Origin of the sequence: Mycobacterium parmense (assembly GCF_010730575.1) — a bacterium.
GTDB lineage: Bacteria > Actinomycetota > Actinomycetes > Mycobacteriales > Mycobacteriaceae > Mycobacterium > Mycobacterium parmense.
Window position 1 is genome coordinate 1,455,513 of sequence record NZ_AP022614.1, and the last position, 24,619, is coordinate 1,480,131.

General features: G+C 70.4%; 18 protein-coding genes. 11 read left to right on the plus strand and 7 right to left on the minus strand.

Annotation, left to right across the window (positions count from 1 at the left end):
- Positions 1-14: 14 nt before the first annotated feature.
- A complete protein-coding gene (locus G6N48_RS06715) occupies positions 15-443 on the minus strand; it encodes a DUF1810 domain-containing protein (RefSeq protein WP_085270569.1) in 429 nt (142 codons plus the stop codon).
- Positions 444-461: 18 nt separating this feature from the next.
- Here G6N48_RS06715 and G6N48_RS06720 point away from each other — a divergent pair, with 18 nt between their 5' ends.
- From G6N48_RS06720 to G6N48_RS06740, 5 genes are all read left to right on the plus strand, one after another.
- A complete protein-coding gene (locus G6N48_RS06720; RefSeq protein WP_085270570.1) occupies positions 462-1,706 on the plus strand; it encodes an alpha-hydroxy acid oxidase in 1,245 nt (414 codons plus the stop codon).
- 142 nt (positions 1,707-1,848) lie between these two features.
- On the plus strand, positions 1,849-4,176 hold the full coding sequence (gene lon, locus G6N48_RS06725; RefSeq protein WP_085270571.1) for an endopeptidase La: 2,328 nt from the start codon (positions 1,849-1,851) through the stop codon (positions 4,174-4,176).
- A 41-nt stretch (positions 4,177-4,217) separates the two neighbouring features.
- Positions 4,218-4,550, plus strand: coding sequence for a TfoX/Sxy family protein (locus G6N48_RS06730; protein ID WP_085270572.1), 333 nt, complete (start codon positions 4,218-4,220; stop codon positions 4,548-4,550).
- 43 nt (positions 4,551-4,593) lie between these two features.
- Positions 4,594-5,229, plus strand: coding sequence for an HhH-GDP family DNA glycosylase (locus G6N48_RS06735; RefSeq protein ID WP_085270573.1), 636 nt, complete (start codon positions 4,594-4,596; stop codon positions 5,227-5,229).
- 6 nt (positions 5,230-5,235) lie between these two features.
- On the plus strand, positions 5,236-5,961 hold the full coding sequence (locus G6N48_RS06740; protein WP_085270574.1) for a DUF72 domain-containing protein: 726 nt from the start codon (positions 5,236-5,238) through the stop codon (positions 5,959-5,961).
- A gap of 69 nt (positions 5,962-6,030) precedes the next feature.
- Here the strand turns inward: G6N48_RS06740 and G6N48_RS06745 are convergent, their stop codons facing one another.
- From G6N48_RS06745 to G6N48_RS06760, 4 genes are all read right to left on the minus strand, one after another.
- A complete protein-coding gene (locus G6N48_RS06745; protein ID WP_232066762.1) occupies positions 6,031-9,285 on the minus strand; it encodes a helix-turn-helix transcriptional regulator in 3,255 nt (1,084 codons plus the stop codon).
- Between the two features lie 239 nt (positions 9,286-9,524).
- Positions 9,525-11,675 (minus strand): Rossmann-fold NAD(P)-binding domain-containing protein, encoded by a 2,151-nt coding sequence (locus G6N48_RS06750; protein WP_085270576.1) that lies wholly within the window; start codon positions 11,673-11,675, stop codon positions 9,525-9,527.
- 110 nt (positions 11,676-11,785) lie between these two features.
- The gene (locus tag G6N48_RS06755) at positions 11,786-13,270 is read right to left on the minus strand and encodes an acetyl-CoA acetyltransferase (RefSeq protein WP_085270577.1); all 1,485 of its coding nucleotides are present in this window, start codon (positions 13,268-13,270) and stop codon (positions 11,786-11,788) included.
- A gap of 116 nt (positions 13,271-13,386) precedes the next feature.
- Entirely contained in the window at positions 13,387-15,783 is a 2,397-nt protein-coding gene (locus G6N48_RS06760; protein WP_163670802.1) for a CaiB/BaiF CoA-transferase family protein, read from the minus strand.
- A gap of 179 nt (positions 15,784-15,962) precedes the next feature.
- Here G6N48_RS06760 and G6N48_RS06765 point away from each other — a divergent pair, with 179 nt between their 5' ends.
- The 6 genes from G6N48_RS06765 (at position 15,963) to G6N48_RS06790 (ending at position 23,116) form a co-directional block, all read left to right on the plus strand.
- Positions 15,963-16,880 carry an undecaprenyl-diphosphate phosphatase gene (locus G6N48_RS06765; protein ID WP_085270579.1) on the plus strand — a complete coding sequence of 306 codons (918 nt, stop codon included), beginning with the start codon at positions 15,963-15,965 and terminating at the stop codon, positions 16,878-16,880.
- Positions 16,881-16,954: 74 nt separating this feature from the next.
- Positions 16,955-17,452, plus strand: coding sequence for a DUF427 domain-containing protein (locus G6N48_RS06770; RefSeq protein WP_085270580.1), 498 nt, complete (start codon positions 16,955-16,957; stop codon positions 17,450-17,452).
- A 2-nt stretch (positions 17,453-17,454) separates the two neighbouring features.
- Complete coding sequence (locus G6N48_RS06775; protein WP_085270581.1) at positions 17,455-18,699, plus strand: NAD(P)/FAD-dependent oxidoreductase; 1,245 nt, start codon at positions 17,455-17,457, stop codon at positions 18,697-18,699.
- Between the two features lie 81 nt (positions 18,700-18,780).
- Complete coding sequence (locus G6N48_RS06780; RefSeq protein ID WP_085270582.1) at positions 18,781-19,629, plus strand: SDR family oxidoreductase; 849 nt, start codon at positions 18,781-18,783, stop codon at positions 19,627-19,629.
- 46 nt (positions 19,630-19,675) lie between these two features.
- Entirely contained in the window at positions 19,676-22,093 is a 2,418-nt protein-coding gene (locus G6N48_RS06785) for a phosphoketolase family protein (RefSeq protein ID WP_179969854.1), read from the plus strand.
- Between the two features lie 261 nt (positions 22,094-22,354).
- Complete coding sequence (locus G6N48_RS06790) at positions 22,355-23,116, plus strand: CPBP family intramembrane glutamic endopeptidase (RefSeq protein WP_085270583.1); 762 nt, start codon at positions 22,355-22,357, stop codon at positions 23,114-23,116.
- 4 nt (positions 23,117-23,120) lie between these two features.
- Here G6N48_RS06790 and G6N48_RS06795 read toward each other — a convergent pair whose 3' ends face one another.
- Together G6N48_RS06795 and G6N48_RS06800 are read right to left on the minus strand one after the other, a co-directional pair.
- Positions 23,121-24,149: a zinc-binding alcohol dehydrogenase family protein gene (locus G6N48_RS06795; protein ID WP_085270584.1), complete on the minus strand. Its 1,029-nt coding sequence runs from the start codon at positions 24,147-24,149 to the stop codon at positions 23,121-23,123.
- Between the two features lie 48 nt (positions 24,150-24,197).
- Positions 24,198-24,497 (minus strand): GlsB/YeaQ/YmgE family stress response membrane protein, encoded by a 300-nt coding sequence (locus tag G6N48_RS06800; protein WP_085270585.1) that lies wholly within the window; start codon positions 24,495-24,497, stop codon positions 24,198-24,200.
- Between the last annotated feature and the right edge of the window lie 122 nt (positions 24,498-24,619).

Consider the following 24,619-nt stretch of genomic DNA (forward strand, 5'->3'; position numbering starts at 1 on the left):
AGTGGTGGGCGAAACTAGGTCTTCGGCAGCCGCGCCAGCGTCGCCTCGTCCCGGCGGCCGTCGTAGTACTTGTCCAGCAGCGCGACGAATTCCTCGTTGTCAGCGGTGGCGGCGGCGAACAACGTCATCGACGAGCGCAGCTTCAGGTCGTCGGGTGAGCCGAAGATCGCCCCGATCGGCCGGCCACCCACGTCGTTGACCAGGCGGGTGCACTCACGCAGCCGCGGCCCCAACACGTCATGTGCCAGGTACGCGCCGGCTTCCTCGAGCGAGGAGATGCCGTAGCGCGTGGCCATCGCGCTGGCACCCAGGCCGCGCAGCTGCGGGAAGACGAACCACATCCAGTGGGTGCGTTTGCGTCCGGCGCGCAACTCGTCGACGACGTCTGCGTACACCGGGCCCTGCGCGTCGACGAAACGCTTCAGATCGAACGGGTCGTCCATATGAGTACGGTGACACATATGGCCGTCAAACGACGAGTGCCCAAGGTGCGCGACCTGGCGCCCCTGATCCAATTCAAGAAGCCGCAGTTCGATAGCGCCAAACGCCGCCTGGCCGCCGCGTTCACCATCGCGGACCTGCGGCGCATCGCCAAACGGCGCACGCCCAGGGCGGCGTTCGACTACACCGACGGCGCCGCCGAGGACGAGCTGTCCATCGAGCGCGCGCGACAAGCGTTCCGCGACATCGAATTTCACCCCACCATCCTGCGCGACGTGACGAAGGTGTCCACGGGGTGGAACGTGCTCGGTCAGCCGGTCGCGTGGCCGTTCGCGATCGCCCCGACCGGCTTCACCCGGTTGATGCACACCGAGGGCGAGGTCGCCGGCGCGCGGGCGGCAGCGGCGGCCGGGATCCCGTTCTCGCTGTCCACCCTGGGCACCACCGCCATCGAAGACCTGGTGGCCGCCGCCCCGCAGGGGCGCAAGTGGTTCCAGCTCTACATGTGGCATGACCGCGAGCGCTCGATGGCGCTGGTGCGGCGCGCCGCCGACGCCGGATTCGACACCCTGCTGGCCACCGTCGACGTCCCGGTCTCCGGAGCGCGGCTGCGTGACAACCGCAACGGGATGACGATCCCACCGACGCTGACGATTCGGACCATCCTCGACGCGGCCGGGCACCCGAGGTGGTGGTTCGATCTGTTGACCACCGAGCCGCTGGCCTTCGCGTCGCTGGACCGCTGGCCCGGCACCGTGGCCGAGTACCTGAGCACGATGTTCGACCCGAGCCTGACCTTCGACGACCTGGAGTGGATCAAGGCGCAGTGGCCCGGCAAGCTCGTGGTCAAGGGCATCCAGACGCTGGAAGACGCTCGCGCTGTCGTCGATCGCGGCGTCGACGGCATCTTGCTGTCCAACCACGGCGGGCGGCAGCTGGACCGGGCGCCGGTGCCTTTCCATCTACTGCCCACAGTGGCGCGCGAACTCGCCGGTGACACCGAGATCCTGGTGGACACCGGGATCATGTCCGGCGCCGACATCGTCGCGGCGATCGCCCTCGGTGCCCGCTGCACGCTGGTCGGGCGGGCTTACCTGTACGGGTTGATGGCCGGCGGCCAGGCGGGCGTCGCCCGCGCGATCGAGATCCTCTCCGAAGGGATTGCCCGGACCATGCGCCTGCTCGGGGTCGCCTGCCTGGAAGAGCTTTCGCCCAGGCACGTCACGCAGCTGCGGCGGCTAAGCCCCATCAGCCCGCCGGTGTGACGCTTGCCCGCCAGTGTGCGGCTGGCCGCACACTCGCGATCGAATGTGCGGCTGGCCGCACATTCGGCCCCGGAAGGAGCCCGAGGGAACAAACCGGCGCCGGGCTGGGTTAAGCGCATCAGACTCAAGTTTTGGAGGATCGATGGCTGAAGCCAAGTCCGTGCCGGTGCTGTTCGTCACCGACACGATCGTGTTGCCCGGGATGGTCGTGCCGGTAGCGCTCGACGACGCCGCGCGTGCGGCGATCGACGCCGCTCAGGCGAGCGAATCGGGGCAACTCCTGATCGCACCCCGGCTGGAGGATCGTTACCCCTCGCACGGCGTGATCGCGAAGATATTGCAGGTCGGCCGCATCGCGGGCGGCGGCACCGCGGCCGTCGTGCGCGGTGAGCGCAGGGCGCAGATCGGCGCGGGAGCGTCCGGGCCGGGCGCGGCGCTGTGGGTCGAGGTGACCGAGGTCGCCCAGACGCCGGTGACCGACGAGGTCAAGGCGCTGGCGGCGGAATACAAGAAGCTGTTGCTGGCCATGCTGCAGCGTCGTGAGGCCTGGCAGATCGTCGACCACGTCAACAGCCTGACCGACCCTTCGGCGCTGGCGGACACCTCCGGCTACGCCTCCTACCTCACCGACGTGCAGAAGCGGCAACTGCTCGAGACCGTCGACGTGGCCGAGCGGCTGCGGGTGCTGATCGACTGGACCAGCGGCCACCTGGCCGAGGTCGAGGTCAACGACAAGATCGCCGAGGACGTGCGGGAGGGCATGGAAAAGACGCAGAAGGAGTTCCTGCTGCGTCAGCAGCTGGCCGCCATCCGCAAGGAGCTCGGCGACATGGACCCCGACGGTGCCGGCAACTCAGCCGACTACCGGGCCCGCGTCGAGGCCGCCGAGCTGCCCGAGAACGTGCGCGAGGCCGCGCTGCGCGAGGTCGGCAAGCTGGAGCGGTCCAGCGACCAGAGCCCGGAGAGCAGCTGGATTCGCACCTGGCTGGACACGGTGCTGGATCTGCCGTGGAACGTCAAGACCGACGATTCCACCGACCTGGGGGCCGCGCGGGAGATCCTGGACGCCGACCACCACGGGCTGGACGACGTCAAGGACCGCATCGTCGAGTACCTGGCCGTGCGGGCGCGCCGCGCGCAGCGCGGGCTGCAGGTGGTCGGCGGCCGCGGTTCGGGCGCGGTTATGGTGCTGGCCGGGCCTCCCGGGGTCGGCAAGACGTCACTGGGCGAGAGTGTGGCAAGGGCGCTGGGCCGCAAGTTCGTGCGCGTGGCCCTGGGCGGGGTGCGCGACGAGGCCGAGATCCGCGGCCACCGGCGCACCTACGTGGGGGCGTTGCCGGGCCGCATCGTGCGCGCGATAGGCGAGGCGGGTTCGATGAATCCCGTTGTGCTGCTTGACGAGATCGACAAGGTCGGCTCCGACTACCGCGGCGACCCGAGCGCCGCGCTGCTCGAGGTGCTGGACCCGGCGCAGAACCACACGTTCCGGGACCACTACCTGGACCTGGACCTGGACCTGTCCGACGTGTTGTTTTTGGCCACCGCCAACGTCATCGAGAACATCCCGTCGGCGCTGCTGGACCGGATGGAGCTGGTGGCGATCGACGGCTACACCGAGGACGACAAGGTCGCCATCGCGCGCGACTACCTGCTGCCCCGGCAGCGGGAGCGGGCGGCGCTCAGCGACGACGAGGTGACCGTCACCGACGCCGCGCTGCGCAAGATCGCCGCCGACTACACGCGCGAGCCCGGCGTGCGGCAGTTCGAACGACTGCTGGCCAAGGCGTTGCGCAAGGTGACGACGAAGCTCGCCTCCGAAAGTGGGCCCGTTACCGTCGACGAGCCGGATCTGGTTGATTACCTGGGCCGTCCGCGGTTCACGCCCGAGTCGGCGGAGCGCACCGCGGTGCCGGGCGTGGCCACCGGTTTGGCCGTCACGGGCCTCGGCGGTGATGTGCTCTACATCGAGGCCGGGGCGACCGACGGCGAGGCGGGGTTGCAGCTGACCGGTCAGCTGGGTGACGTGATGAAGGAGTCGGCGCAGATCGCGTTGTCCTACGTGCGCTCCCACGCCGCGGAACTCGGTGTCGACCCGTCGGCGCTGGACCGGCGCATCCACGTGCACGTGCCCGCCGGCGCCGTCCCGAAGGACGGTCCGTCGGCCGGTGTCACCATGGTGACCGCGCTGGTGTCGATGGCCACCGGGCGTCAGGTCCGCTCCGACGTCGGCATGACCGGCGAGGTCACACTGAACGGACGGGTGCTGCCGATCGGCGGCGTCAAGCAGAAGCTGCTGGCGGCCCAACGTGCCGGACTGTCAACGGTGTTCATCCCGGCGCGCAACGAGCCGGATCTCGATGACGTGCCCGCCGAGGTGCTCGGGGCGCTGACGGTCAAGCCGATGGCCGACGTCGCCGAGATCGTCGCGCAGGCCCTGGAGCCGGCGACGCACAGCGCGGCGGCGGCCTGATCCCGCTGGGCGGGCGTGACACTCGGCGTTAAGGTCTGCGGGTGGCCTACGACGAGGACCTCGCCGACAGGATTCGCGAACTCCTCGGCGCCGAGCGCGGCGTCGAGGAGAAGCGCATGTTCGGCGGCCTGGCGTTTCTGATCAACGGCAACATGTCCGTCGCCGTAAGCGGGCAGGGCGGGCTGCTGGTCCGCGTGCCGCCGGACGACACCGACGAACTGCTGCAACGCGCCCACGTCCATCCCATGGTGATGGCGGGACGCGAGACCCGCGGCTGGCTGCGCGTCGAGACCGCCGGGGTGAAAACCCGACGCCAGCTGCACGGCTGGGTAACCCGCGGGGTGGGCCACGCGCGCAGCCTCCCGCCGAAGTGACGGCCCCGGTTTGCCGGGAGCCGGTGCGGGTAGGCGGTGCGGCATGGACAAGCCGAAGCAGATCGTCGAAAGGCTGCCCGAGGTCGCCGGAACGACCTACGCAGCCGAGGCCGGGATCAAGCTCGACGACAAGCCCATGCCCCTGTTCCAGCTCCTCGTGCTGTGCATGCTCGCGAGCAAGCCGATCGACGCCACCATCGCCATGGGCGCCGCCCGGGAGTTGTTCAAGGCGGGCCTGCGCACGCCGAAGGCGGTGCTGCAATCGGATCGCCGGACCATGATCGACGTGTTCGGCCGTGCGCACTACGCGCGCTACGACGAGAGTTCGGCCACCCGGCTCACCGAGATGGCCGAGCGGGTCCGCGACGACTACTCCGGGGACCTTCGCGAACTCGCCGTCCGTTGCGAGCACGACCCCGCGACCGCGAAACGTATGCTCAAGAAGTTCAAGGGAATCGGCGACACCGGCGCCGACATCTACCTGCGCGAAGTCCAGGACGTGTGGACCTGGGTGCGGCCCTACTTCGACGACCGCGCCACCGCCGCGGCCAAGAGCCTGGGCCTGCCCGACTCGCCGGCGAAGCTCAAAGCCCTTGCTCCGCAAGGTAGTGCGCGGCTCGCCGCCGCGCTCATCAGGGTGTCGCTGGACGACGACGTGCGCCGGCAGGTGATGGGCTGAACGGCGGTGACGATACGGATCGGCACCTCCGGGTGGTCCTACAACCACTGGACCGGCGTGCTCTACCCCCCCGGGTTGCCGCAAGCCCGCCGGCTGGCCCGCTACACCGAAGTCTTCGACACCGTCGAACTGAACGCGAGTTTCTACCGCTGGCCCAAGGATTCGACGTTCGCGGGCTGGCGTGATCAACTGCCCGAAGGGTTCACCATGTCGGTCAAGGCGCACCGCGGGCTGACCCACTACCGGCGCCTGGCCAACGCCGAACCGTGGATCGAGCGCTTCGAGCGGTGCTGGCAGGTGCTGGGTGACCGCCACGGCGTGCTGCTCGTGCAGCTGCACCCCGAGCAGCAGCGCGATGACGAGCGCCTGGATTCCTTCCTGCGCAGCGTCCCCCCGTCGATTCGGGTGGCCGTCGAGCTGCGGCACCCGTCGTGGAACGATCCGGCCGTGTACGCGGTGCTGGAACGTCGCGGGGCCGCGTACGTGGTGATGAGCGGAGCGGGTTTGCCGTGTATCCCACGGGCCACCACCGACCTGGTGTACGTGCGGATGCATGGGCCCGATCCGGACGCGATGTACGAGGGCTCGTACCCCGATCAGGATCTGCGCCGGTGGGCGGCTCAGATCGCCGAATGGGACTCAGACGGTAGGGATGTCTGGATGTACTTCAACAACGACCTGGGCGGCCACGCCGTGCGTAACGCGCTGAGCCTACGAGACCTGTTAGGTTGAACCGCTTTCCGGTTCAACGGGCTGCCACGCCCCGGGGAGTTCCCTCATCCTGCCGATGGCCGGCAACCTTCAGGTGTGGCGACCGGCCTCTTGGGCGAGTTGCACGCGGCTGGTCAGTCCAAGCTTGGTGTAGACGTGGGTGAGGTGGGTTTGCACGGTGCGTGGTGAAACGAAAAGCCTTGCGGCGATGTCGTTGTTGGCCAGTCCTTCGCTGACCAGGCGTACGACGTCGCGTTCGGTGGGGGTGAGCGACGCCCAGCCGCTGGCCGGGCGTTTGCGCTGGCCGCGGCCGCGCTGGGCATAGGCGATCGCCTCCTGTGTGGAAAGGGCCGCACCCTCGGCCCAGGCAGCGTCAAAGGCATTGCTGCCCAAAGCGTTACGGACTTCTGTCAGCCAGACCTCGTAGCCGTCGTTCCAGACCTTGAACCGCACCTCACCGACGCGTTCCCGGATGCCGTGTGCCGCGCCGAACAGCCGCGCCGCTTCGCGGTGGCTGCCGCCATGCCCGGCCAGAGCGGCGAGGCACTCCAGGGTGTCGCAAATGCCCAGGTGCGCCCCGAGCTCGGCCACACGCGCGAGCGCGTCGCGGGCGTCGCGTTCGGCCTGCTCCGGCTCACCCTGGGCGATCGCCACCCGTGCGCGTGTGCTCAGCGCCAACATCATGATCCATCCGGGCGCCGTTGCGACCGCTTCGTCGGCCCAGCGCCGAGCGGCGATCAGATCCCCGCCTGCCTGTGCGGCCGCTGCAACGATGGGGCGCAGGTGCGCCGCAAAGCCCGGCGCGAAATTCCCGTGCTTCCAGGCCGCCGCGGTCGCGTCGCGCGCAGTCCCGACGTCGCCGGCGGCCAGGGCCGCATTTGCCAACGCATAAAAACCAACGCTGGCGATAAGCGAGCCAAACTCGGATACGGACTCCAGGCTGGCGTCGGCCGCGGCGCGGGCCGCGTCTGGCTTCCCCTGCCGTGCCAGCGCGGTGCCCTGGTGCGCGAGGCTCACCGCCGCGTGGACCCCATCGTGGCTGATCTTGGCCTCTGCGGCCACCGCGCGGAATTGTGCGACGGCTCCAGCCAGATCGCCCTGGTAAACCTGGGTCAAACCCAGGCACATGCGGCAGTGGCGCGAGGCGAATCGATCGCCGATCGCGTCGGCGAGGTCGCGTCCTTCTTCGGCTGCCACGCGCGCCGCTATCGGGTCGCCGGCGGCGATCGCCGCCGCGGCCTGCTGGGCCCGTATCTGGCTCAGCCGCCACTTGTCGTGCAACTCCCGGACGAGTCCGACCGCCTCGGCGAAGTACTTCCCTGCCAACTCGGCGTTGTAAGCGGCGGTAAGGCCACAGGCGGTCAGCGCCCTGGCCAGCACGGCCGGGTCGTCGACATCACGCGCGAGGACCAGAGCTTGCTGCGCGTGGGACGCACTGTCGGCAGCGCCGCAGAATAGCTCAAGCACCGCTATGTCGGCCAGCGCCCGGGCGCGCACCGCGGCGGCCACTTCGGCGTCCTGCGCGACCTCACAAGTGAGTGCGGCATCGAACCAGGCCAGCCCTTCCCGGATGCGTCCCCGCGCCTGCCACAGCGGCTGCAAAGACGACGCCAGCGCCAGGGCCATCTCTACCTCGGAGTTTTCCCTGCTCCACTCAAACGCGGCGCGCATGTTGCCGATTTCGATTTCGGCCTGCTCGATGCGCTGCTCATAGTCACCGTCTGCCGGAGCGTCGACCAGGGCGGCCAGTGCCGTGTAATGGTCTCGGTGGCGCGAGCGCACGGCGTCGGCCTCGCCGGACTCGCCGAGCTTTTCCAGGGCGTACTGGCGCACCGTTTCCAGCAACCGGTAGCGCGTTGCGCCCCCGGTGTCGTCGGCCACCACCAACGACTTGTCCACCAGCAGGGTGAGTTGATCGAGCACGTGGTAACGCTCCACCCCACCGCCACCGGCGACCGCTTGGGCGGCGTCGAAGTCGAATCCGCCGGTGAATACCGCCAACCGACGCAACAGGACCCGTTCGGGCTCGGTCAACAAAGCGTGCGACCAGTCCACCGAGGCGCGCAATGTCTGCTGGCGGCGCACCGCGGTCCGCGCACCACCGGTCAACAGCCTGAACCGGTCATGCAGGCCGTCGAGGATCTCGACCGGTGACAACGCCCGAACCCGCGCCGCGGCCAGCTCGATCGCCAGCGGCACCCCGTCCAGGCGCGCACAAATCTCCGCCACAGTTGCGGCATTGTCATCAGTCACGGTGAAACCGGGGCGGGCATTACGCGCCCTGTCGCTGAACAACTCGACCGCATCACCAACCAGCGAGAGTGAGGGCACCCGCCAGCTCACCTCGCCCGCGACGCCGATCGCCTCACGGCTGGTGGCGAGACAGGTCAGCTGCGCCGCCCCACTCAGGAGGGCGACGACCATCTCGGCGCTGGCATCGAGCAGATGCTCGCAGTTGTCCAGCACCACCAGCATCTGACGGTCGCGGACGAACCGCAGCACGTTGTCCGTCGTGGAGCGGCCCGGTTGATCGGGCAACCCCAAGGCACGTGCCACCGTCAGCGGCACCAGCTCGGGGTCGGTGATCGGCGCCAGGTCGACGTACCACACACCGTCGGCGTACGCGTCCGTCATCTGGGCCGCGACCTCGATCGCCAGCCGCGTTTTGCCGGCCCCGCCCGCGCCGGTCAACGTCACCACCCGGTTATCGGTCAGCAGCTCGCGCAGCTGTGTCCCCTCCGCGTCGCGACCCACAAAACTGGTCAGCTGCACCGGAAGACGAGTGGACGCAACGGTGGCCGAGACTCGCAGGGGCGCGAACTCGTTGACCAGATCGGGGTGGCACAGTTGCACAACTCGTTCTGGGCGAGGCAGGTCACGCAACGGGTGGGTACCCAGATCGGTCAGCCAAGCGCCTTGCGGTAGCCGGTCGATCACCAGGGGTTCTGCCGCACCTGACAGCACGGTCTGACCGCCGTGGGCCAGATCGCGCAGCCGCGCAGTGCGGTTGATGGTCGGACCGGCGTAGTTGCCCTCATCGCGCAGCTGCACCTCGCCCGTGTGAACGCCGATGCGCAACAGGAGCGGGGCCAGCGGCGCCAACTGCAACTCGAGCGCGCAGGCCACCGCGTCAGAGGCGCGCGCGAACGCGGCCACAAAACTGTCGCCCTCGCCCTGCTCTACGGGGCGTACTCCATCATGGGCGGCGATCATGTCGGAGGCCGTTTGATTGAGCCGCGCCACAGCCGCGGTCATCTCGGCGGGCTGGGTCTCCCACAGCCGCGTCGAACCTTCCACATCAGCCAACAGCAACGTCACCGTGCCCGTCGGCAAAAGCCCACTCACGCCAAGATCGCTCCAGTCCACCAGCGGCAGGTCCGCGCGCGGATCGATCTCGCTCATGCTAGCCAGCATGCGGGCGCCGCGTGCGGCAAACATCAGCGCAAACGCGCAGATTACCGCCTATCGCGCGCGTATCTGCGACCCGGCGGCGCGCAGAAGCCGGCCCAAACGCCACTGAAAGCGCAGCGACTAACCGGCCAATTCGCGCAGTCCGGCCGCTTGCGCTGTCAACCCGTTACCGGTCAGCCGGCACCGGCGGCCAGTCCGGAGGAATCGGCCGTCCTGTCGACGGGCTGCCACGCCCCGTCGATGACCTCCGGCGGGCGCTGCGCCCCGAGGCGTTCCCGCTCGGCGCGGCGGCGCTTGATCCGCAACCGCGCGTCGCCCGGCATGGTGACCAGTTCGTCGCAGGTCAGGTAGTACACGTCGTCGACGGCGTCGATCAGATCGGCCGCAACTCGGCGAGACCCCAACTCACGCAGACACATTCGGAGCTCATGGGTGAACCTGAGGGTGGTGTCGTGCGCCAGCTCCCTGGAGCCGCGGGCACTGGCCGCCATCCGCCTGGCCCTGGTCGCCGGCGGCTGCGGGTCCCGGTCGGCCCCGGCGGGTGCGGCGGCCTCGGCGGCCTTCGCCGCCGCCGTCAGCAACATCACCGGGTCGTCGGCGAAGGCGGGGCTGGCCAATTCGACCTCGCCTGGCCCGCGGTGCCCGATGCGGGCGACCGCGGAGTCGAGGGCCGCCGCGGTCTTCGGGGACAGCGCGCGGATGCTGGCGAGGTTGCCCTCGCGGGCCAGCGCGCCCAGCGCCGGGTCCGCGCGCAAAAAGGCTGCCAGTTCGGCGGTTTCGGTGGCGATGCGGGTGCTCTCCACGATCATGTCCACCCCGGCCACGGTCGACGCCGCGCGGGCGCGTCCCAGCGTCGCCGCGGTGACGCCGGTGTCGATCAACCACAGCCCGGTGAGTATCCAGCCCTGGTGGATGCGATCGCGCAGCAGCCGAACGCGTACCTCCAGCGCGGCGTCCGGCAGCAATTCCAGCCCGGCCGCGTCCATGTGCTCGGCCTCGGCCGCGGCCGCGTAGGCGCTGGTGTCGGACTTGAGATGACGCAGCGACGCCAGCGAGCGCGTCGCGGCCACCGCCTTGGCGACCGACCCGAGCGCCCCGACCGCCAGCCGGGGGTCCCCGAACGGCAGGGGATCGCCCACCTGCGGCTGATCCATCAGGGCGCGCCGGGTGACGGCGTGCTGATCCCACCCGGGCAGCTGGGTCGCGGCGACGATGTTGGCCGACACCCCCACGTAGGCGCGGTGACCGAACACCGCGATGGCCCTGGTGCCCCATTCGTCGTCCACCACGCCGCCGAGCGCGAGCACCTGACCCATCACCCGGTTGGCGACGCGCAGGCCGTTCAGCTGGACGTCCAGCGTCATCGGGGTCAGGGGCCCGGGCAGCGCCTCGGCGAGGCCGGCCGCGCTGAACACCGGGAACCTCGGGTCGATCCGGTCGTCGAACTCCCCCTCCACGCCCTCGGGGGCCGCGCTGGACAGCTCCTCGGACTGCCGGGGCCGCGGGAGCACCTCCACCGGCAGCGCCGTCTGTCCCCCGCGGCTGATCGCGCCCGCGGGCCCGAGCCGGCGCCCGCCCAGGCCGCGCGCCGTGTCGGCAACCGCCTCGAGCGCCTGCCAGCCGAAGTCGAACTGCCAATCCTCTTGTACAGCAGTGATATTCATGTCTGGGATGAGTTCGGACCAGCTTTGGATGCGGTGCAGCCGGGAGCGGGAGTCGACGCAACGCAGCAGCCGCCACGCGGTGACCACGTTGACGGTGTCCGGGGTCGCGAGGTCGACGACGCCGGTGCGGTCGGTGCTCAGCGAGAAGAGCAGGAAGCGCACCAGGTCCTCGACGTGCAGGACACGCATCGGCTGCACCGTCGCCTTGGCGCGCAGCAGCGTGGCGACCGTCCGGCATACCATCCAGTCGAGCTGGCGGCCGACCGGCGGGGCGATCCGGACGACCAGACTCGGCCCCCAGCTGGAAGCCACCAGAGCCTCGGCCGGCCCGTACAGGTCAGGCGGGCCGGCGGCCTGGGAGACCATCAGCAGCCGGGCGCCCGCGCGGGCGGCCGCGTCGGTGACCTGCGCGAGGCCGTCGAGTCCGGCGCCGCCGGGCGCGGTGTCGTCGACCGGGGCGAGGTGAATGACGGCGTCGGCCTCGTCGGCGAGCTGTCGCAGGATCGGGGCGTGCAGCGGAGAGCAAACCAGCTCGACGTTGCGATCGACACACGGGTGGGGGCGATCGGCAATGCCGCTGACCGAATGCCCCGCGGCGATCAGCTGCTGGGTAACCAGCCTCCCCACCGCGCCGGTGGCGTCGGTAACCAGGATGCGCACCTGGGGCTCACCTCCCCCAACGTAAGACTAAACAATAGGCACGTCGGTCCGGCGTACGCGACCGTTACGCTCCGGACGGCCCGCTGTGCTGGGGCGATGTGCCCGGCCGGCTACCGGAGTGTCGCGCTGCCGTCCGCGGCGACCGCGACCTTGGCGCCCCGGATGTCGTCGGCCACCGATGCGGCCGCCTCGTCGGCATCGTTGATGACCGCCAGCGCGCGCGCCCCGTCGGGCGTGCGCACGGCCACAAACGCCTTCTGTGGCCTCCCCTCGCGGTCGAACGGCGTCGTCCACGACTCGACGATGCCGACGCCCTCCCACTCGACCAGGCCTTTGCGGGTCGGCTCGCGGTCGACGGCCGGTTGCACGTCCTCCCACCGGAAACACTCCGGCGGCTCGGTGCCGTACACGCCGAAGCTGTGCTTGGTCAGGTAGCCGCCATTGGCGGTGATCAGGCCGCGCCGGCCGGGATTGGCGACCAGCAACTCCGCCATGGTGGCGATCGAATGCGTCACATAATTGCTCCAGGGTCCGCCGGCAAACGTCAAGCCACCGGTGACGGTCAGCGGGCGGGCCGGATCATCGGTGCTCAGCCCCAGCTCGGCGGCCGCCACCTGGACGGCGGACGGGAAGCACGAATACAGGTCGACGTAGTCGAGGTCGTCGACGCCGAGCCCCGCCAGCTGGAGCGCCCGCGCCCCGGCGACCCGGATGGCCGCCGACCGATGCAACTCGTCGCGCTCGGCGATCGCCGGGGTGTCGTGCGCGTCGGTGCCCGCGTGCGGGTAAACCCAGCGCTCCTCGGGGATCTGCAGGCTGCGGGCCCGTTCGACCGACGTCAGGACCAGCGCCGCGCCCTGGTCGACCATGTTGTTGGAGTTCATCAGCTTGGTGTAGGGCCAGCTGATCATCCGGTTCGTCGGGCCGGGCTCCCGGATCTCCTCGGCGGTCACCGCATCGCGGATCCAGGCGTGCGGGTTGTCGACCGCGACGGCGTTGAAGCGCGCCCACAGCCGGGCGATGCGCGCGCGGTGATCCCCGCCCGACTCGCCGTTGGCGATGCGCAGCGACTGCTCGAACAACGGGTAGACGTAGGCCGGCCGGTCCAGCCGGATCCTGATCTCCGCCTCCCCGGCCATCGGGACGTCGTCGCCGCTGACATCCGCCATGGGCACCGAGTTGTCCTGCTCGGTCCACGTGAGCCGGCCGCCCTGCCGCTTGAGACTCGTCCTGGTGCGCCAGGTCTCGGCTCCCGCCAGCAGCACCACCGCGGCCCTGCCCTGCGCGATGTCCAGGCACGCCTGGTTGACCAGCGACTGCGGCACGTTGCCCCCGACGGGACTGTATAGCGTGGTGGAGCCACCGGCACCGATCCGCTCGCCGAGCAGCAGTCCGGGATCCCGGTAGTGCGCCGACAGCACGTTCACCACACGGATGGAATCCACCGCCTCGATCACCCGGGCGTCGGCGGCTTTTCGCGCCGCGGCGGCCATCAGGTCTACCGGTTCGACGGACCGCTGCTGCGGGTCGATGTCGTCGCGATGATTGACCTGGCCGTAGCCGATCAGCACCGGTGTCCGGGGGTCGATAGTCATGCTGCTGAACCTATCGGACGACGAGTGTGCGGCCAGCCGCACACTCGGGCTCGAGTGTGCGGCCAGCCGCACATTCGGGCTCGAGGGTGGTGATCTCGAGCGCCCGTCAGTGCCCGTCAGCGGCCGTCGGCGGTGAACAGCACGTGGTCGCCGATCAGCCGCTCGGTCTCGGCGGCGGACATGCCGAGCAGGTTGCGGCAGATCTCTGTGGTGTTCTCCCCGGCCATAGGCGCGGGGCGTTGCGGCGCCGGCGGGATGTTGCGGAACGGCGCGGGACCCGTCTCGGCCGGCAGCGGCCGGTCGATCAGCGGATGGACCATTTCGGCGTACACGTGCCGGGCGGTCAGCTGCGGGTCCTCCCGGAGGTCGGGCGCACGGTTCATCGGCGCGGCCGGAACCCCCGACGCCTGCAGCAGTTCGGCGGCCCGCTGCGGGGTGCGGGTGCGGGTCCAGGCGGACACCAGCTCCACCAAATCGCGTTTGTTTTGCACGCGGGACTCGCCGGTGCCGAACCGCGGGTCGCCGGCCCAGCCGGGATGATCGAGAAGCGCTGCGACACAACTCCACTCGTGGTCGGTACGAATCGAGACGACGCACCATTCGTCGTCACCGGCACACGGACAGACGGCGTGCACGCCGGTATCTTCACGGACCCGCGTGTTGCCCGCCGCGAGTGCGCCCTGCGTGACGAACAGCGTGTCGAGTTGGTTGACCACGACCTCGGCCTGCGAGATGTGGACGTGGGCCCCGCTCCCGGTCCGGTCGCGGTGGATCAGTGCCGCCAGCGCCGCGATCGCGGTCACGCGACCCACCACGTGGTCGGGGAAGATCGTCGTCGCGTCGTAGAAGGCGTGCCGCGCGCCCCCGCCCGCATCGGCGTCGCCGGAGGTCCACAGCCGGGTGACGCCGGTGGCGGCGCGGACCAGCGGGCCATAACCCATGCGGGTGCTCCATGGCCCGCTGTCGCCGTACGCGCTGCTTTCGGCGAGCACGATGCGCGGGTTGGCGGCGCGGAGCTTGTCGTAGGACAGGCCAAGTGCGGCAAGGGTTCCCGGCTTGAAGTTGGCGAACACCGCGTCGGCGCCGGCGGCCAGCCGGCCGAAGACCGCCTTGCCCTGGTCGCTGCGCAGGTCCAGGCCGAACCCGAGCTGGTTGCGGTGCGTCCAGGCGAACGACTCGCTCATGGCCTCGCCGACGCGCGCCTGGCGCAGCCCGTCCGGGTAGTCGGCGCTCTCGACCTTGATCACCTCGGCCCCCAGGTCCCCGAACAACCGGCTCAGTTCGCCGCCGGCGACGATGATGCCCAGGTCGAGGATCCGCAGCCCCGCGAACGGATAATCCCCGACCCTGCCGGACGGCGACGGCACCACCGACGGGCTCCCCTGCCAGTACGGTCCGTCGTCGCCCGCGTCGGGCGCCGGGGTGCGCAAGCCCGCGCGACGCCCGTCGACGACGAAGTAGCCGCTCGGCACCCGGGCGCGCACGTTGGGCGCGAGCTCGGTGTCGATGATCGCGCCGACCGCCTCGAAATGCTCGGAGGCCAGGATCTCCGCCGGGGTCAGGACCGCTTCGATCGGCACCCCGTGCGCCTGTCCCGCGGTGACCAGCTCGCCGCGCGTCTGCCCGGCGAACAAGGCCTCGACCAGCGCGCTGATCTGCGGCCACGCCGCGAAACGCGCGCCGATCACGTCGTACTTGGGATCCTGGAAGTCCTCCGGCTCGCCCAGCCAGCGCCGCAGGCCGCGCCACTGCCGCGGGGCCATCACGCACAACCGGACGTAGCCGTCCTTGCACGGATAGATCGGGTAGGCGTCCTGGTTCTTCGGGCGGCCCCGCCATTGGCCGGTGCGGCGGATGCCGGCGGCCACCTGGCCGTGCGCACCGAAGGCCGGGTCCAGTGCCATCACGACGGCGTCGAACCGGGAGAAATCGATGTAATCGCCTATGCCGCAGCGCAATCGGTTGTAGTAGGCGACCAGCGCCGCCCACGCGGCCTGCACGGCGGCGGTGGCCGAGGCGATGCCGTCCGGCGGCAGCACGGGGGTGCCGCTGGTGGGACCCGAACGCGACAGCGCCCCGGACATCGCGTAGAGCACCGGATCGGTGGCCTGCCACGAGGACCGCGGGCCCGTCGCGCCGAAGTCGGTGACCGAGAGCACCACCAGGTGCTGGTTGCGGGCGGCCAGTTCCGGGCCCGACGTGCCGTAGACGGCGGCCAGCCCGTCGGGGCCGCTGTCAACGACGATGTCGGCCTCCGCGGCCAGGTCGAGGAGCCGGTAGCAGTCACTGTCCTCGAGCGGGTCCAGCACGGTGCTGCGCTTGTTGGCGTTGTGCACGGCAAACGGGATGCTCACCCCGGCCAGCGTGGGCGCCTCGTCGCGGGCCGGACTGCCACCGGGGAACTCCACCTTGAGAACGTCGGCGCCCAGGTCGGCGAACAGCCGGCTCACCGTGTCCGCCACACCGTTGGACAAGTCCAGGACGCGCACGGCGCCCAGCAACCCGTCGACCATCTGCACACCGTACCCGCCTGGTCAGGCGCCTGCGCGGGCGCGCCATCCTCACCCCTGCGCGTGTGCGCAGCGAAACAGCCTGTCGTACAGGTGAATCCGATTGGGCGCCGCTCGTCGCTCACCCGTCGCGGCCGTCCGCTATCGTCACAGGCCAACCATGCCGACGAAGGGCCCAACATATGAGCGCGCACTTGAGCTACGTCGAGGCCCTGGTGGTGGGTGCGTTCCAGGGCGTCACCGAGCTGTTCCCGGTGTCCAGCCTGGGACATTCGGTGCTGGTGCCGGCCCTGATCGGCGGCCAATGGGCCACCGACCTCAACGTCTCGGCGCCGAAATCGCCCTACCTGGCGTTCATCGTCGGCCTGCACGTCGCCACCGCGGCCGCCCTGCTGCTCTTCTTCTGGCGCGACTGGCTGCGCATCGTCGCCGGGTTCGTCTCATCGGCGCGGCACCGGCGCATCAGGACCCCCGACGAGCGGCTGGCCTGGTTGATCGTCGCGGCCACCATTCCGGTGGGGCTGGCCGGGCTGGCCCTCGAACAGCTGTTCCGCACCACACTGGGCAAACCCGTTCCGGCGGCGGCGTTCCTGCTCGTCAACGGCGTCGTCCTCTACGTGGGCGAGGTGCTGCGCCGCCGCGTCGCCCCCGTGCCCGGGCCCGACCGGCCCGCGGAGGCCGAGGAGGACCACAGCGGCGAGGCCGTCGACAACCGGCTCGCCGGGCTGCCCCTGGGCCGCGGCGTGCTGATCGGGTCGGCGCAGATCCTCGCGCTGCTGCCCGGCATCAGCCGCTCGGGCATCACCATCGTCGCCGGCCTGTGGCGCGGCCTGTCACACGAAGACGCGGCGCGATTCTCGTTCCTGCTGGCGACGCCGATCATCCTGGCGGCCGGCGTCTACAAGATCCCCGAGCTGTTCGGGCCGCTGACCACCGGCATCCAGGGGCAGGTACTGGCCGGCAGCGTCATGTCCTTCGTCAGCGCCTACCTGGCGGTGCGTTTCCTGACGGCGTATTTCGAGACCCGCGACCTCACGCCCTTCGCGATCTACTGCGCGCTGGCCGGCGCCGGCAGCCTGGCGTGGCTGACGCTGCACTGACCGGCGCCGCGACGACCGGCGCCCGGCGGCGCGGCCGATAGCATGGTGTGGTCGAACGATCCGGAGGCCGACGCATGAGCCGAACCGCGCGCGATGGGGCCACACCGCGGCGGGAATCGGTGTGGGACTATCCGCGGCCGCCACGGGTCGAGCCGTTCGCCGGCTCCATCACCGTCGAGCTGGGTGGCGAACTCGTCGCGTCGACGGCCGACGCGCTCAGGGTGCTCGAGACCAGCCATCCGCCGACGTACTACCTTCCGCGCGAGGCGTTCGCGGCCGGCGCCCTGCGGGAGGCGTCGGGAAGCTCATGGTGCGAATGGAAGGGTGAGGCCACCTACTACGACGTCACCGGCGGCCGGGCCGTCGCCCCGAAAGCCGCGTGGGCCTACCTCAACCCGTCGCCGGGATTCACCGCGATCACCGGCATGGTCGCCGTCATGGCGGCACAGGTCGACCGCTGCACGGTCAACGGCGAGGTCGTCGTGCCGCAACCCGGCGGGTTCTACGGCGGCTGGATGACGAGCTGGATCGAGGGCCCGTTCAAGGGCGTTCCCGGATCGGCGGGTTGGTAGGCGTGGCGGCCGGGCCCGACGTCCTGGTCATCGGCGCGGGCTTGGCAGGTCTGCGCTGCGCGGGCGTACTGGCGGCGGCCGGCCGTGACGTGCGGGTGTGGGAGGCGGGCGACGACGTCGGCGGTCGCGTCCGCACCGACGAGGTCGACGGGTTTTTGTGCGACCGCGGATTCCAGGTGCTCAATCCGGCTTACCCCGAGCTCGAACGCTCCGTCGACGTGGCCGCGCTGCGCCTGCAGACCTTCCGGGCCGGGGTGGCGATCCGGCGACAACTCGGCGCGGCACTGCTGGTGCACCCGCTGCGCGAACCGGCGCTGGTGCCCAGGATGCTCGCCTCGGGCGCGGTCAGACCCCGCGAGGCGCTCGCGCTGGCACGCTGGGCGCTGCCGGCGCTGCGGCCCGCGAAGCTCAAGTCGCGCCGCGACGACGACACCCTGCGGCGAAGCCTGGACCGGTGCGGCGCCCACGGTGAACTGCGCCGCACGGTGGACAGATTCCTCGCCGGTGTCCTGCTCGACGACAGTGGCGGCACGTCCAACGCCTTCGGCCTGCTGTTGGCCCGCATGTTCTTGTTCGGGGTTCCCGGGTTGCCGGCGGGCGGGATGCGGTCGCTGCCGCGCCGGCTCGCCGAGCCGCTCGCGGGCCGAATCTCGTTGAACCACAAGATGACTCATTTCGAGCATGGCGGGGGGCGGTGGACGGTTCACGGGCCCGAGACGACGACCGCCCGCGATGTCGTCGTGGCGACCGGCCCGGTGACCGCGGCGGCGCTCACCGGCGCGCCCACGCCCGCGACGCACGCGGTGGTCACCGACTGGTGGGCGGCCGACGAGGCACCCCCGGGGCCGCCCATGCTCTGGGTCGACAGCCGTTCCGATCCGCCGGGACCGGTGGTCAACACGGCCGTCATCAGCGCCGCCGCGCCGACGTACGCGCCACCCGGGCGGCACCTGATCAGCGCGTCGGCGCTGCTGGGGCCTGACCGTGCGGCGCCGCCCGAGACCGCGATGCGACGGCACGCCGCCGAGATCCTGGGAATTGACGGCGGGCGTTGGGAATCGGTGACGCGGCACGTCGTCGAGCATGCGCTGCCCGCTCAACCGCCGCCGCTGGCCGTCCGCCGCCCCGTGCACATCCGCGACGGACTGTGGTGGTGTGGCGATCACCGGGACACCGCCTCGATTCAGGGCGCCCTGGTCAGCGGCAGGCGCACCGCGGAAGCGCTGCTGCGGCAACGCCGTCCCTGAAGTTGTTGCGCTCCCCCGCGCGGAGTGCTGTGCTTACCCCATCGCAGACTTGACACCCGTCAAGAACCGGAGGTACGGACAATGGCTGACACCGCATCCATCGGGCTCAGGGTCCGCGACAAGGTCGTCGTCATCACCGGCGGCGCCCGCGGGATCGGGCTGGCCACCGCGACCGCCCTGCACAGGCTGGGCGCCAGGGTGGCGATCGGCGACGTCGACGAGGTGCGGGTGAAGGAGTCCGGCGCGAGCCTCGGACTCGACGTCTACGGGAAGCTCGACGTCACCGAACCGCACTCGTTCGCCGACTTCCTCGACGAGGTCGAACGCCAACTCGGCCCGATCGACGTGCTGATCAACAACGCCGGTATCATGCCGCTCGGCCGGATCATCGACGAGTCGGACGCGGTGACGCGCCGCATCCTGGACATCAACGTCTACGGCGTGATCCTGGGCAGCAAGCTGGCGCTGAAGCTGATGGTTCCACGGCGGCGAGGTCACATCATCAACGTCGCCTCACTGGCCGGCGAGAGCTACATCCCCGGCGCGGCCACCTACTGCGCGAGCAAGCACGCCGTCGTCGGCTTCACCGACACTGCCCGGCTCGAGTACCGCAAGACCGGCGTGAAGTTCTCTGTGGTGTTGCCGACGTTCGTCAACACCGAGCTCATCGCGGGCACGTCCGGAGTGAAGGGGTTCAGAAACGCCGAGCCGGCCGACATCGCCGACGCGATCGTGCGCCTGGTCGCCAAGCCCACGCCGCGGGTCCGTGTCACCAGGGCCATGGGCGTGCTGGTCTCGTCGGCCAAGTTCATGCCGCGCTCGGTGGCCGAAAGCGTCAACCGGGCTCTCGGCGGCGAGCGCTTCTTCGCCGACGACGTCGACGTCGAGAAGCGGCGTGCCTACGAGGCGCGGGCGCGCGGCGAAGAGTGACCTAAGCTTCTCGCGGTATTCATCAGCTCCGCGCACAATCGGCGGGGTGAGCCTGCAAACCATGACCACCGCTTCCCTCGCCGACGACGAACTCGACCTCATCAACGCCTACTGGCGGGCCGCCAACTATGTGTCGGTGGGCCAGATCTACCTGCTGGCCAACCCGCTGCTCGCCGAGCCGCTGGCGCCCGAGCACGTCAAACCGCGGCTGCTGGGCCACTGGGGCACCACACCGGGGCTCAACCTGATCTACGCGCACCTCAATCGGGTGATCCGCAACCGCGACGCCAACGTCATCTACGTGACCGGCCCCGGCCACGGCGGCCCGGCGCTGGTGGCCAACGCCTACCTCGAGGGCACCTACAGCGAGGTGTACACCGGCATCGAACAAGACGCCGAGGGCATGCGAAAGCTGTTCCGGCAGTTCTCTTTTCCCGGTGGCATCCCCAGCCACGTCGCCGCCCAGACGCCGGGGTCCATCCACGAGGGCGGCGAGCTGGGCTACGCGCTGGTGCACGCCTTCGGCGCGGCGTTCGACAACCCGGACCTGGTGGTCGCGTGCGTGGTCGGCGACGGCGAGGCCGAGACGGGACCGCTGGCCGCCGGCTGGCACTCCAACAAGTTCCTCAACCCCGCCCGCGACGGCGCGGTGCTGCCGATCCTGGCGCTCAACGGCTACAAGATCGCCAACCCCACCGTGCTGGCCCGCATCCCGCACGACGAGCTGGAGGCGCTGCTGCGCGGCTACGGCTACCGGCCGATCACGGTCGCCGGCGACGACCCGGCCGACGTCCACCGGCAGCTGGCCGCCGCCCTCGACGACGCCTTCGACGAAATCGGCGTGATCCAGAGCACCGCGCGCTCGAGCAACAACCTGAACGACAACGAGGGCAACCGGGTCGAGCGGCCCGTCTGGCCGATGATCGTGTTACGCACCCCCAAGGGCTGGACGGGGCCGAAGGTGGTCGACGGCAAGAAGGTGGAGGGCACCTGGCGGGCGCATCAGGTGCCGCTCGCCGAGACCCACGACAACCCCGAACACCGTGCGCAGCTCGAACAGTGGCTGCGCAGCTACCGGCCCGAGGAGCTTTTCGACGACGACGGCAGGCTGCGCGCGGAGTTGCGGGCGCTGGCCCCCGAAGGTGAGCGGCGGATGAGCGCCAACCCGCACGCCAACGGCGGGCTGCTGCTGCACGACCTCGACCTGCCGGACTTCCGCGACTACGCCGTCGCGGTGCCGGAGCCCGCGGCCGTCACGCACGAGGCCACCCGCGTACTCGGCACCTTCCTTCGGGACGTGATGGCCCGCAACGCCGACCGCTTCCGGCTCATGGGCCCCGACGAGACCGCCTCCAACCGGCTCGACGCCGTGTACGGGGTCACCGACAAGGTATGGATGTCCGAGATCGGCCCCGACGACGAGCACCTCGCGCCCGACGGGCGGGTGATGGAGGTGCTGTCGGAGCACCTGTGCCAGGGCTGGCTGGAAGGCTATCTGCTGACCGGCCGGCACGGGCTGTTCAACTGCTACGAGGCCTTCGTGCACATCGTCGACTCGATGCTCAACCAGCACGCCAAATGGCTTGCCACCAGCCGCGAACTGCCGTGGCGGCGGCCCATCGCGTCGCTGAACTACCTGCTGACCTCCCACGTGTGGCGCCAGGACCACAACGGCGCGTCGCACCAGGACCCCGGCTTCATCGACCTGGTCGCCAACAAGCGGGCCGAGTTGACGCGGGTATACCTGCCGCCGGACGGCAACACGCTGCTGTCGGTGGCCGACCACTGTCTGCGCAGCCGCGACTACATCAACGTCGTCGTCGCCGGCAAGCAACCCGCGCTGGCCTACCTCGACATGGACCAGGCCATCGCGCACTGCGCCCGCGGGCTGGGCATCTGGCCATGGGCGAGCACGGCCACCGACGAGCCGGACGTGGTGCTGGCGTGCGCCGGCGACATCCCGACGCTGGAAACCCTGGCCGCCGCCGACATCCTGCGCCGTGAACTGCCCGGCCTGGCCGTCCGGGTGGTCAACGTCGTCGACCTGATGCGGCTGCAGCCGGATTCCGAGCACCCGCACGGCCTGCCGGACCGGGAGTTCGACGCGTTGTTCACCCGCGACAAGCCGGTGATATTCGCCTACCACGGCTACCCGTGGCTGATCCACCGGCTCACCTATCGCCGGACCAACCACCCGCACATCCACGTTCGCGGCTTCAAGGAGCGCGGCACCACCACGACGCCGTTCGACATGGTGATGCTCAACGACTTGGACCGCTTCCACCTGGTCATGGACGTCATCGACCGGGTGGACGGCCTGGCGAGCCGCGCCGCCGTGCTGCGCCAGCAGATGACGGACGCCCGTCTGGCCGCGCGCGCCTACACCCGGGAGCACGGGGAGGACGACCCGGCGATCTCGGGGTGGGTCTGGGAGGCGAGCGAGCGGAGCGAACGCAGTGAGTGACGGGAGCGAGCCGACCCGTTGAACCCGGCGGCGAGCGAGCGGAGCGAACGCAGTGAGTGACGGGAGGGAGCCGACCCGTTGAACCCGGAGGCGAGCGAGCGGAGCGAACGCAGTGAGTGACGGGAGCGAGCCGACCCGTTGAACCCGGCGGCGAGCGAGCGGAGCGAACGCAGTGAGTGACGGGAGCGAGGCGACCCGTTGAACCCGGCGGCGAGCGAGCGGATCCCGGGGTCGACTCCGCCCCGCGGGTAACATTGCCTGATGCCCGAGACCGCCGCCTGCGCCGACAGCCATCCGCTGGTCTCACAGCTCTCGGCGCTGCACCGATTCCGTCTTCGGCTCGACGTCGCCGTCGTCGTGGTGGTCTTGATCGTGGCCAATCTGGTCGCGCATTTCACGACCCCGTGGGCGAGCGTGGCCACCGTGCCCGCCGCCGCCGTCGGGCTCGTGATCCTGATGCGGTGCAGCGGGCTGGCCTGGGTCGACCTCGGTCTGGGCCGTGAGCACTGGCGATCCGGCCTCGGTTACGCGCTGGCCGCCGTGGCCGTCGTCGCGTCGGTGATCGCGATCGGTGTGCTCTTGCCGGTGACCCGGCCGATGTTCATGAACCACCGCTACGCCTCGGTGTCCGGCGCCCTGATCGCCTCGATGGTGATCATCCCCGTGCAGACGGTGATCCCGGAGGAGTTGGCCTTCCGCGGGGTGCTGCACGGCACGCTGCACCGCGCCTGGGGATTTCGCGGGGTCGCGTTGGCGGGCTCGCTGCTGTTCGGCCTGTGGCACGTGGTGACGTCGCTGGGTCTGACCGGCAGCAACGTCGGCTTCACCCGGCTGTTCGGCGGCGGGATCGCGGGGATGCTGGCGGGAGTGACACTGGCGGTGCTGGCCACCGGCGCCGCCGGCTTCGTCTTCAGCTGGCTACGCCGGCGCAGCGGCAGCCTGATCGCGCCGATCGCGCTGCATTGGTCGCTGAACGGGCTCGGCGCCCTGGCCGCCGCGCTGGTCTGGCATTTGTCGACCTGAGCGGTCACACCAGCAGTACGGCCGCCCCGGCGATGCGGCCCGCGCTGAGATCCGCCAGGGCCTCATCGGCGCGCCCCAGCGGATACTCCGGTGTCGTCACCTCGATGTGATGTTGCCCCGCGAATTGCAGGAACTCGCGCGCATCGGCCCGGGTGTTCGACGTGACCGACCGCATCTGGCGCTCTTGGAAGAGGTGACGCTGATAGTTCAGCGGTGGTATGTCGGACAGGTGGATCCCCGCGATCGACAACGTGCCTCCGCGATCGAGGGCTTCGAGGGCGGGCAGCACCAGGTCGCCGACCGGCGCGAACAGGATCGCCGCGTCGAGCGGTACCGGCGGAGGGTCGGCGGCGCCCTGGGCCGACGCGACGCCGAGCCGCAACGCCAAGTCCCGGGCCTCGGCCCCGCGGGTCATGACGTGTACCTCGGCCCCCTGGGCGAGGGCGACCTGCGCGGTGATGTGGGCGCTGCCGCCGAAGCCGTACAACCCGAGCCGCCCCCCCGGCGGCAACTCCGCGCGCCGCAGCGAGCGGTAGCCGATGATCCCGGCGCACAGCAGCGGCGCGAGTTCGCTGTCGCTGTAACCGGCCGGTAGATGGTGCGCGTAAGCGGCGGGGACGGTGGCGAATTCGGCGTATCCCCCGTCGGCGTCCCAGCCGGTGTAGCGCGACTGTGGGCAGAGGTTCTCGTCGCCCCGACGGCAGTATGTGCACACCCCGCAGGTGTGGCGCAGCCACGCGATGCCCACCCGGTCGCCGGGCCGGAAGTCGTCGCCGGCCGCCGAGCCCACCTCGACGACCTCCCCGACCACCTCGTGGCCGGGCGTCACGGCGTCCCGGTGAACCGGAAGATCGCCCTCGGTGACGTGCAGGTCGGTGCGGCACACCCCGCAGGCGCGCACGGCGACCAGCAACTCCGGCGGTTGGGGGCGCGGGACGTCGGCGGTCACCGCTTCGAGGGGACCGGTCTGGATCGGTCCGGGCCGGCGCACCCGCCAGGCGCGCATCGTCGTCGGGATCGCGGCCGGGGCCATCCGACCATCATGCCGCCGCGAGGCCCCGGCCGCGAAGGGTGGGCCGGGTTAGGTCCTGCGCACCATGCCGACGACCCAGAGCAGGAGCAGCGCGCCGAGCAGCGCGGTGAAGAAGGTGAAGATGAGTCCGCCGCCGGCGGTGTTGACGAAGAAGCTCAGGATGAAACCGCCGATGAGTGCTCCCACGACGCCGATGACGATGTCCATCAGGATGCCTGCTCCGCTGCCCCTGATGATTCTGCTGGCGAGCGCGCCCGCCAGCCCGCCGATGATGATGTAGCCGATGATGCCGACGCTGGTGAAGGTCGTGGAACGGGCCAGGTATTCGGTAGCAGCCATGACGTTCATGCGGGTCTCCTTGCATTCGCTGGCAAAGCCCGGCTATTTGCCGGGCCGTCATTTCGGTATACCCGGTTTGCGTCACGAAACGAATGTCGATTTGGAGACGGTTGACCTGTCGCGGGTCGGCG

What these genes read in the sequence shown, in the direction of transcription:
- G6N48_RS06795 (WP_085270584.1), bottom strand. Translation starts at nt 24,149, where the DNA reads ATGGCCCCGGCCGCGATCCCGACGACGATGCGCGCCTGGCGGGTGCGC.
- G6N48_RS06790 (WP_085270583.1), top strand. Translation starts at nt 22,355, where the DNA reads ATGCCCGAGACCGCCGCCTGCGCCGACAGCCATCCGCTGGTCTCACAG.
- G6N48_RS06765 (WP_085270579.1), top strand. Translation starts at nt 15,963, where the DNA reads ATGAGCGCGCACTTGAGCTACGTCGAGGCCCTGGTGGTGGGTGCGTTC.
- G6N48_RS06760 (WP_163670802.1), bottom strand. Translation starts at nt 15,783, where the DNA reads ATGGTCGACGGGTTGCTGGGCGCCGTGCGCGTCCTGGACTTGTCCAAC.
- G6N48_RS06735 (WP_085270573.1), top strand. Translation starts at nt 4,594, where the DNA reads ATGGACAAGCCGAAGCAGATCGTCGAAAGGCTGCCCGAGGTCGCCGGA.
- G6N48_RS06755 (WP_085270577.1), bottom strand. Translation starts at nt 13,270, where the DNA reads ATGACTATCGACCCCCGGACACCGGTGCTGATCGGCTACGGCCAGGTC.
- G6N48_RS06715 (WP_085270569.1), bottom strand. Translation starts at nt 443, where the DNA reads ATGGACGACCCGTTCGATCTGAAGCGTTTCGTCGACGCGCAGGGCCCG.
- G6N48_RS06780 (WP_085270582.1), top strand. Translation starts at nt 18,781, where the DNA reads ATGGCTGACACCGCATCCATCGGGCTCAGGGTCCGCGACAAGGTCGTC.
- lon (WP_085270571.1), top strand. Translation starts at nt 1,849, where the DNA reads ATGGCTGAAGCCAAGTCCGTGCCGGTGCTGTTCGTCACCGACACGATC.
- G6N48_RS06800 (WP_085270585.1), bottom strand. Translation starts at nt 24,497, where the DNA reads ATGAACGTCATGGCTGCTACCGAATACCTGGCCCGTTCCACGACCTTC.
- G6N48_RS06720 (WP_085270570.1), top strand. Translation starts at nt 462, where the DNA reads ATGGCCGTCAAACGACGAGTGCCCAAGGTGCGCGACCTGGCGCCCCTG.
- G6N48_RS06770 (WP_085270580.1), top strand. Translation starts at nt 16,955, where the DNA reads ATGAGCCGAACCGCGCGCGATGGGGCCACACCGCGGCGGGAATCGGTG.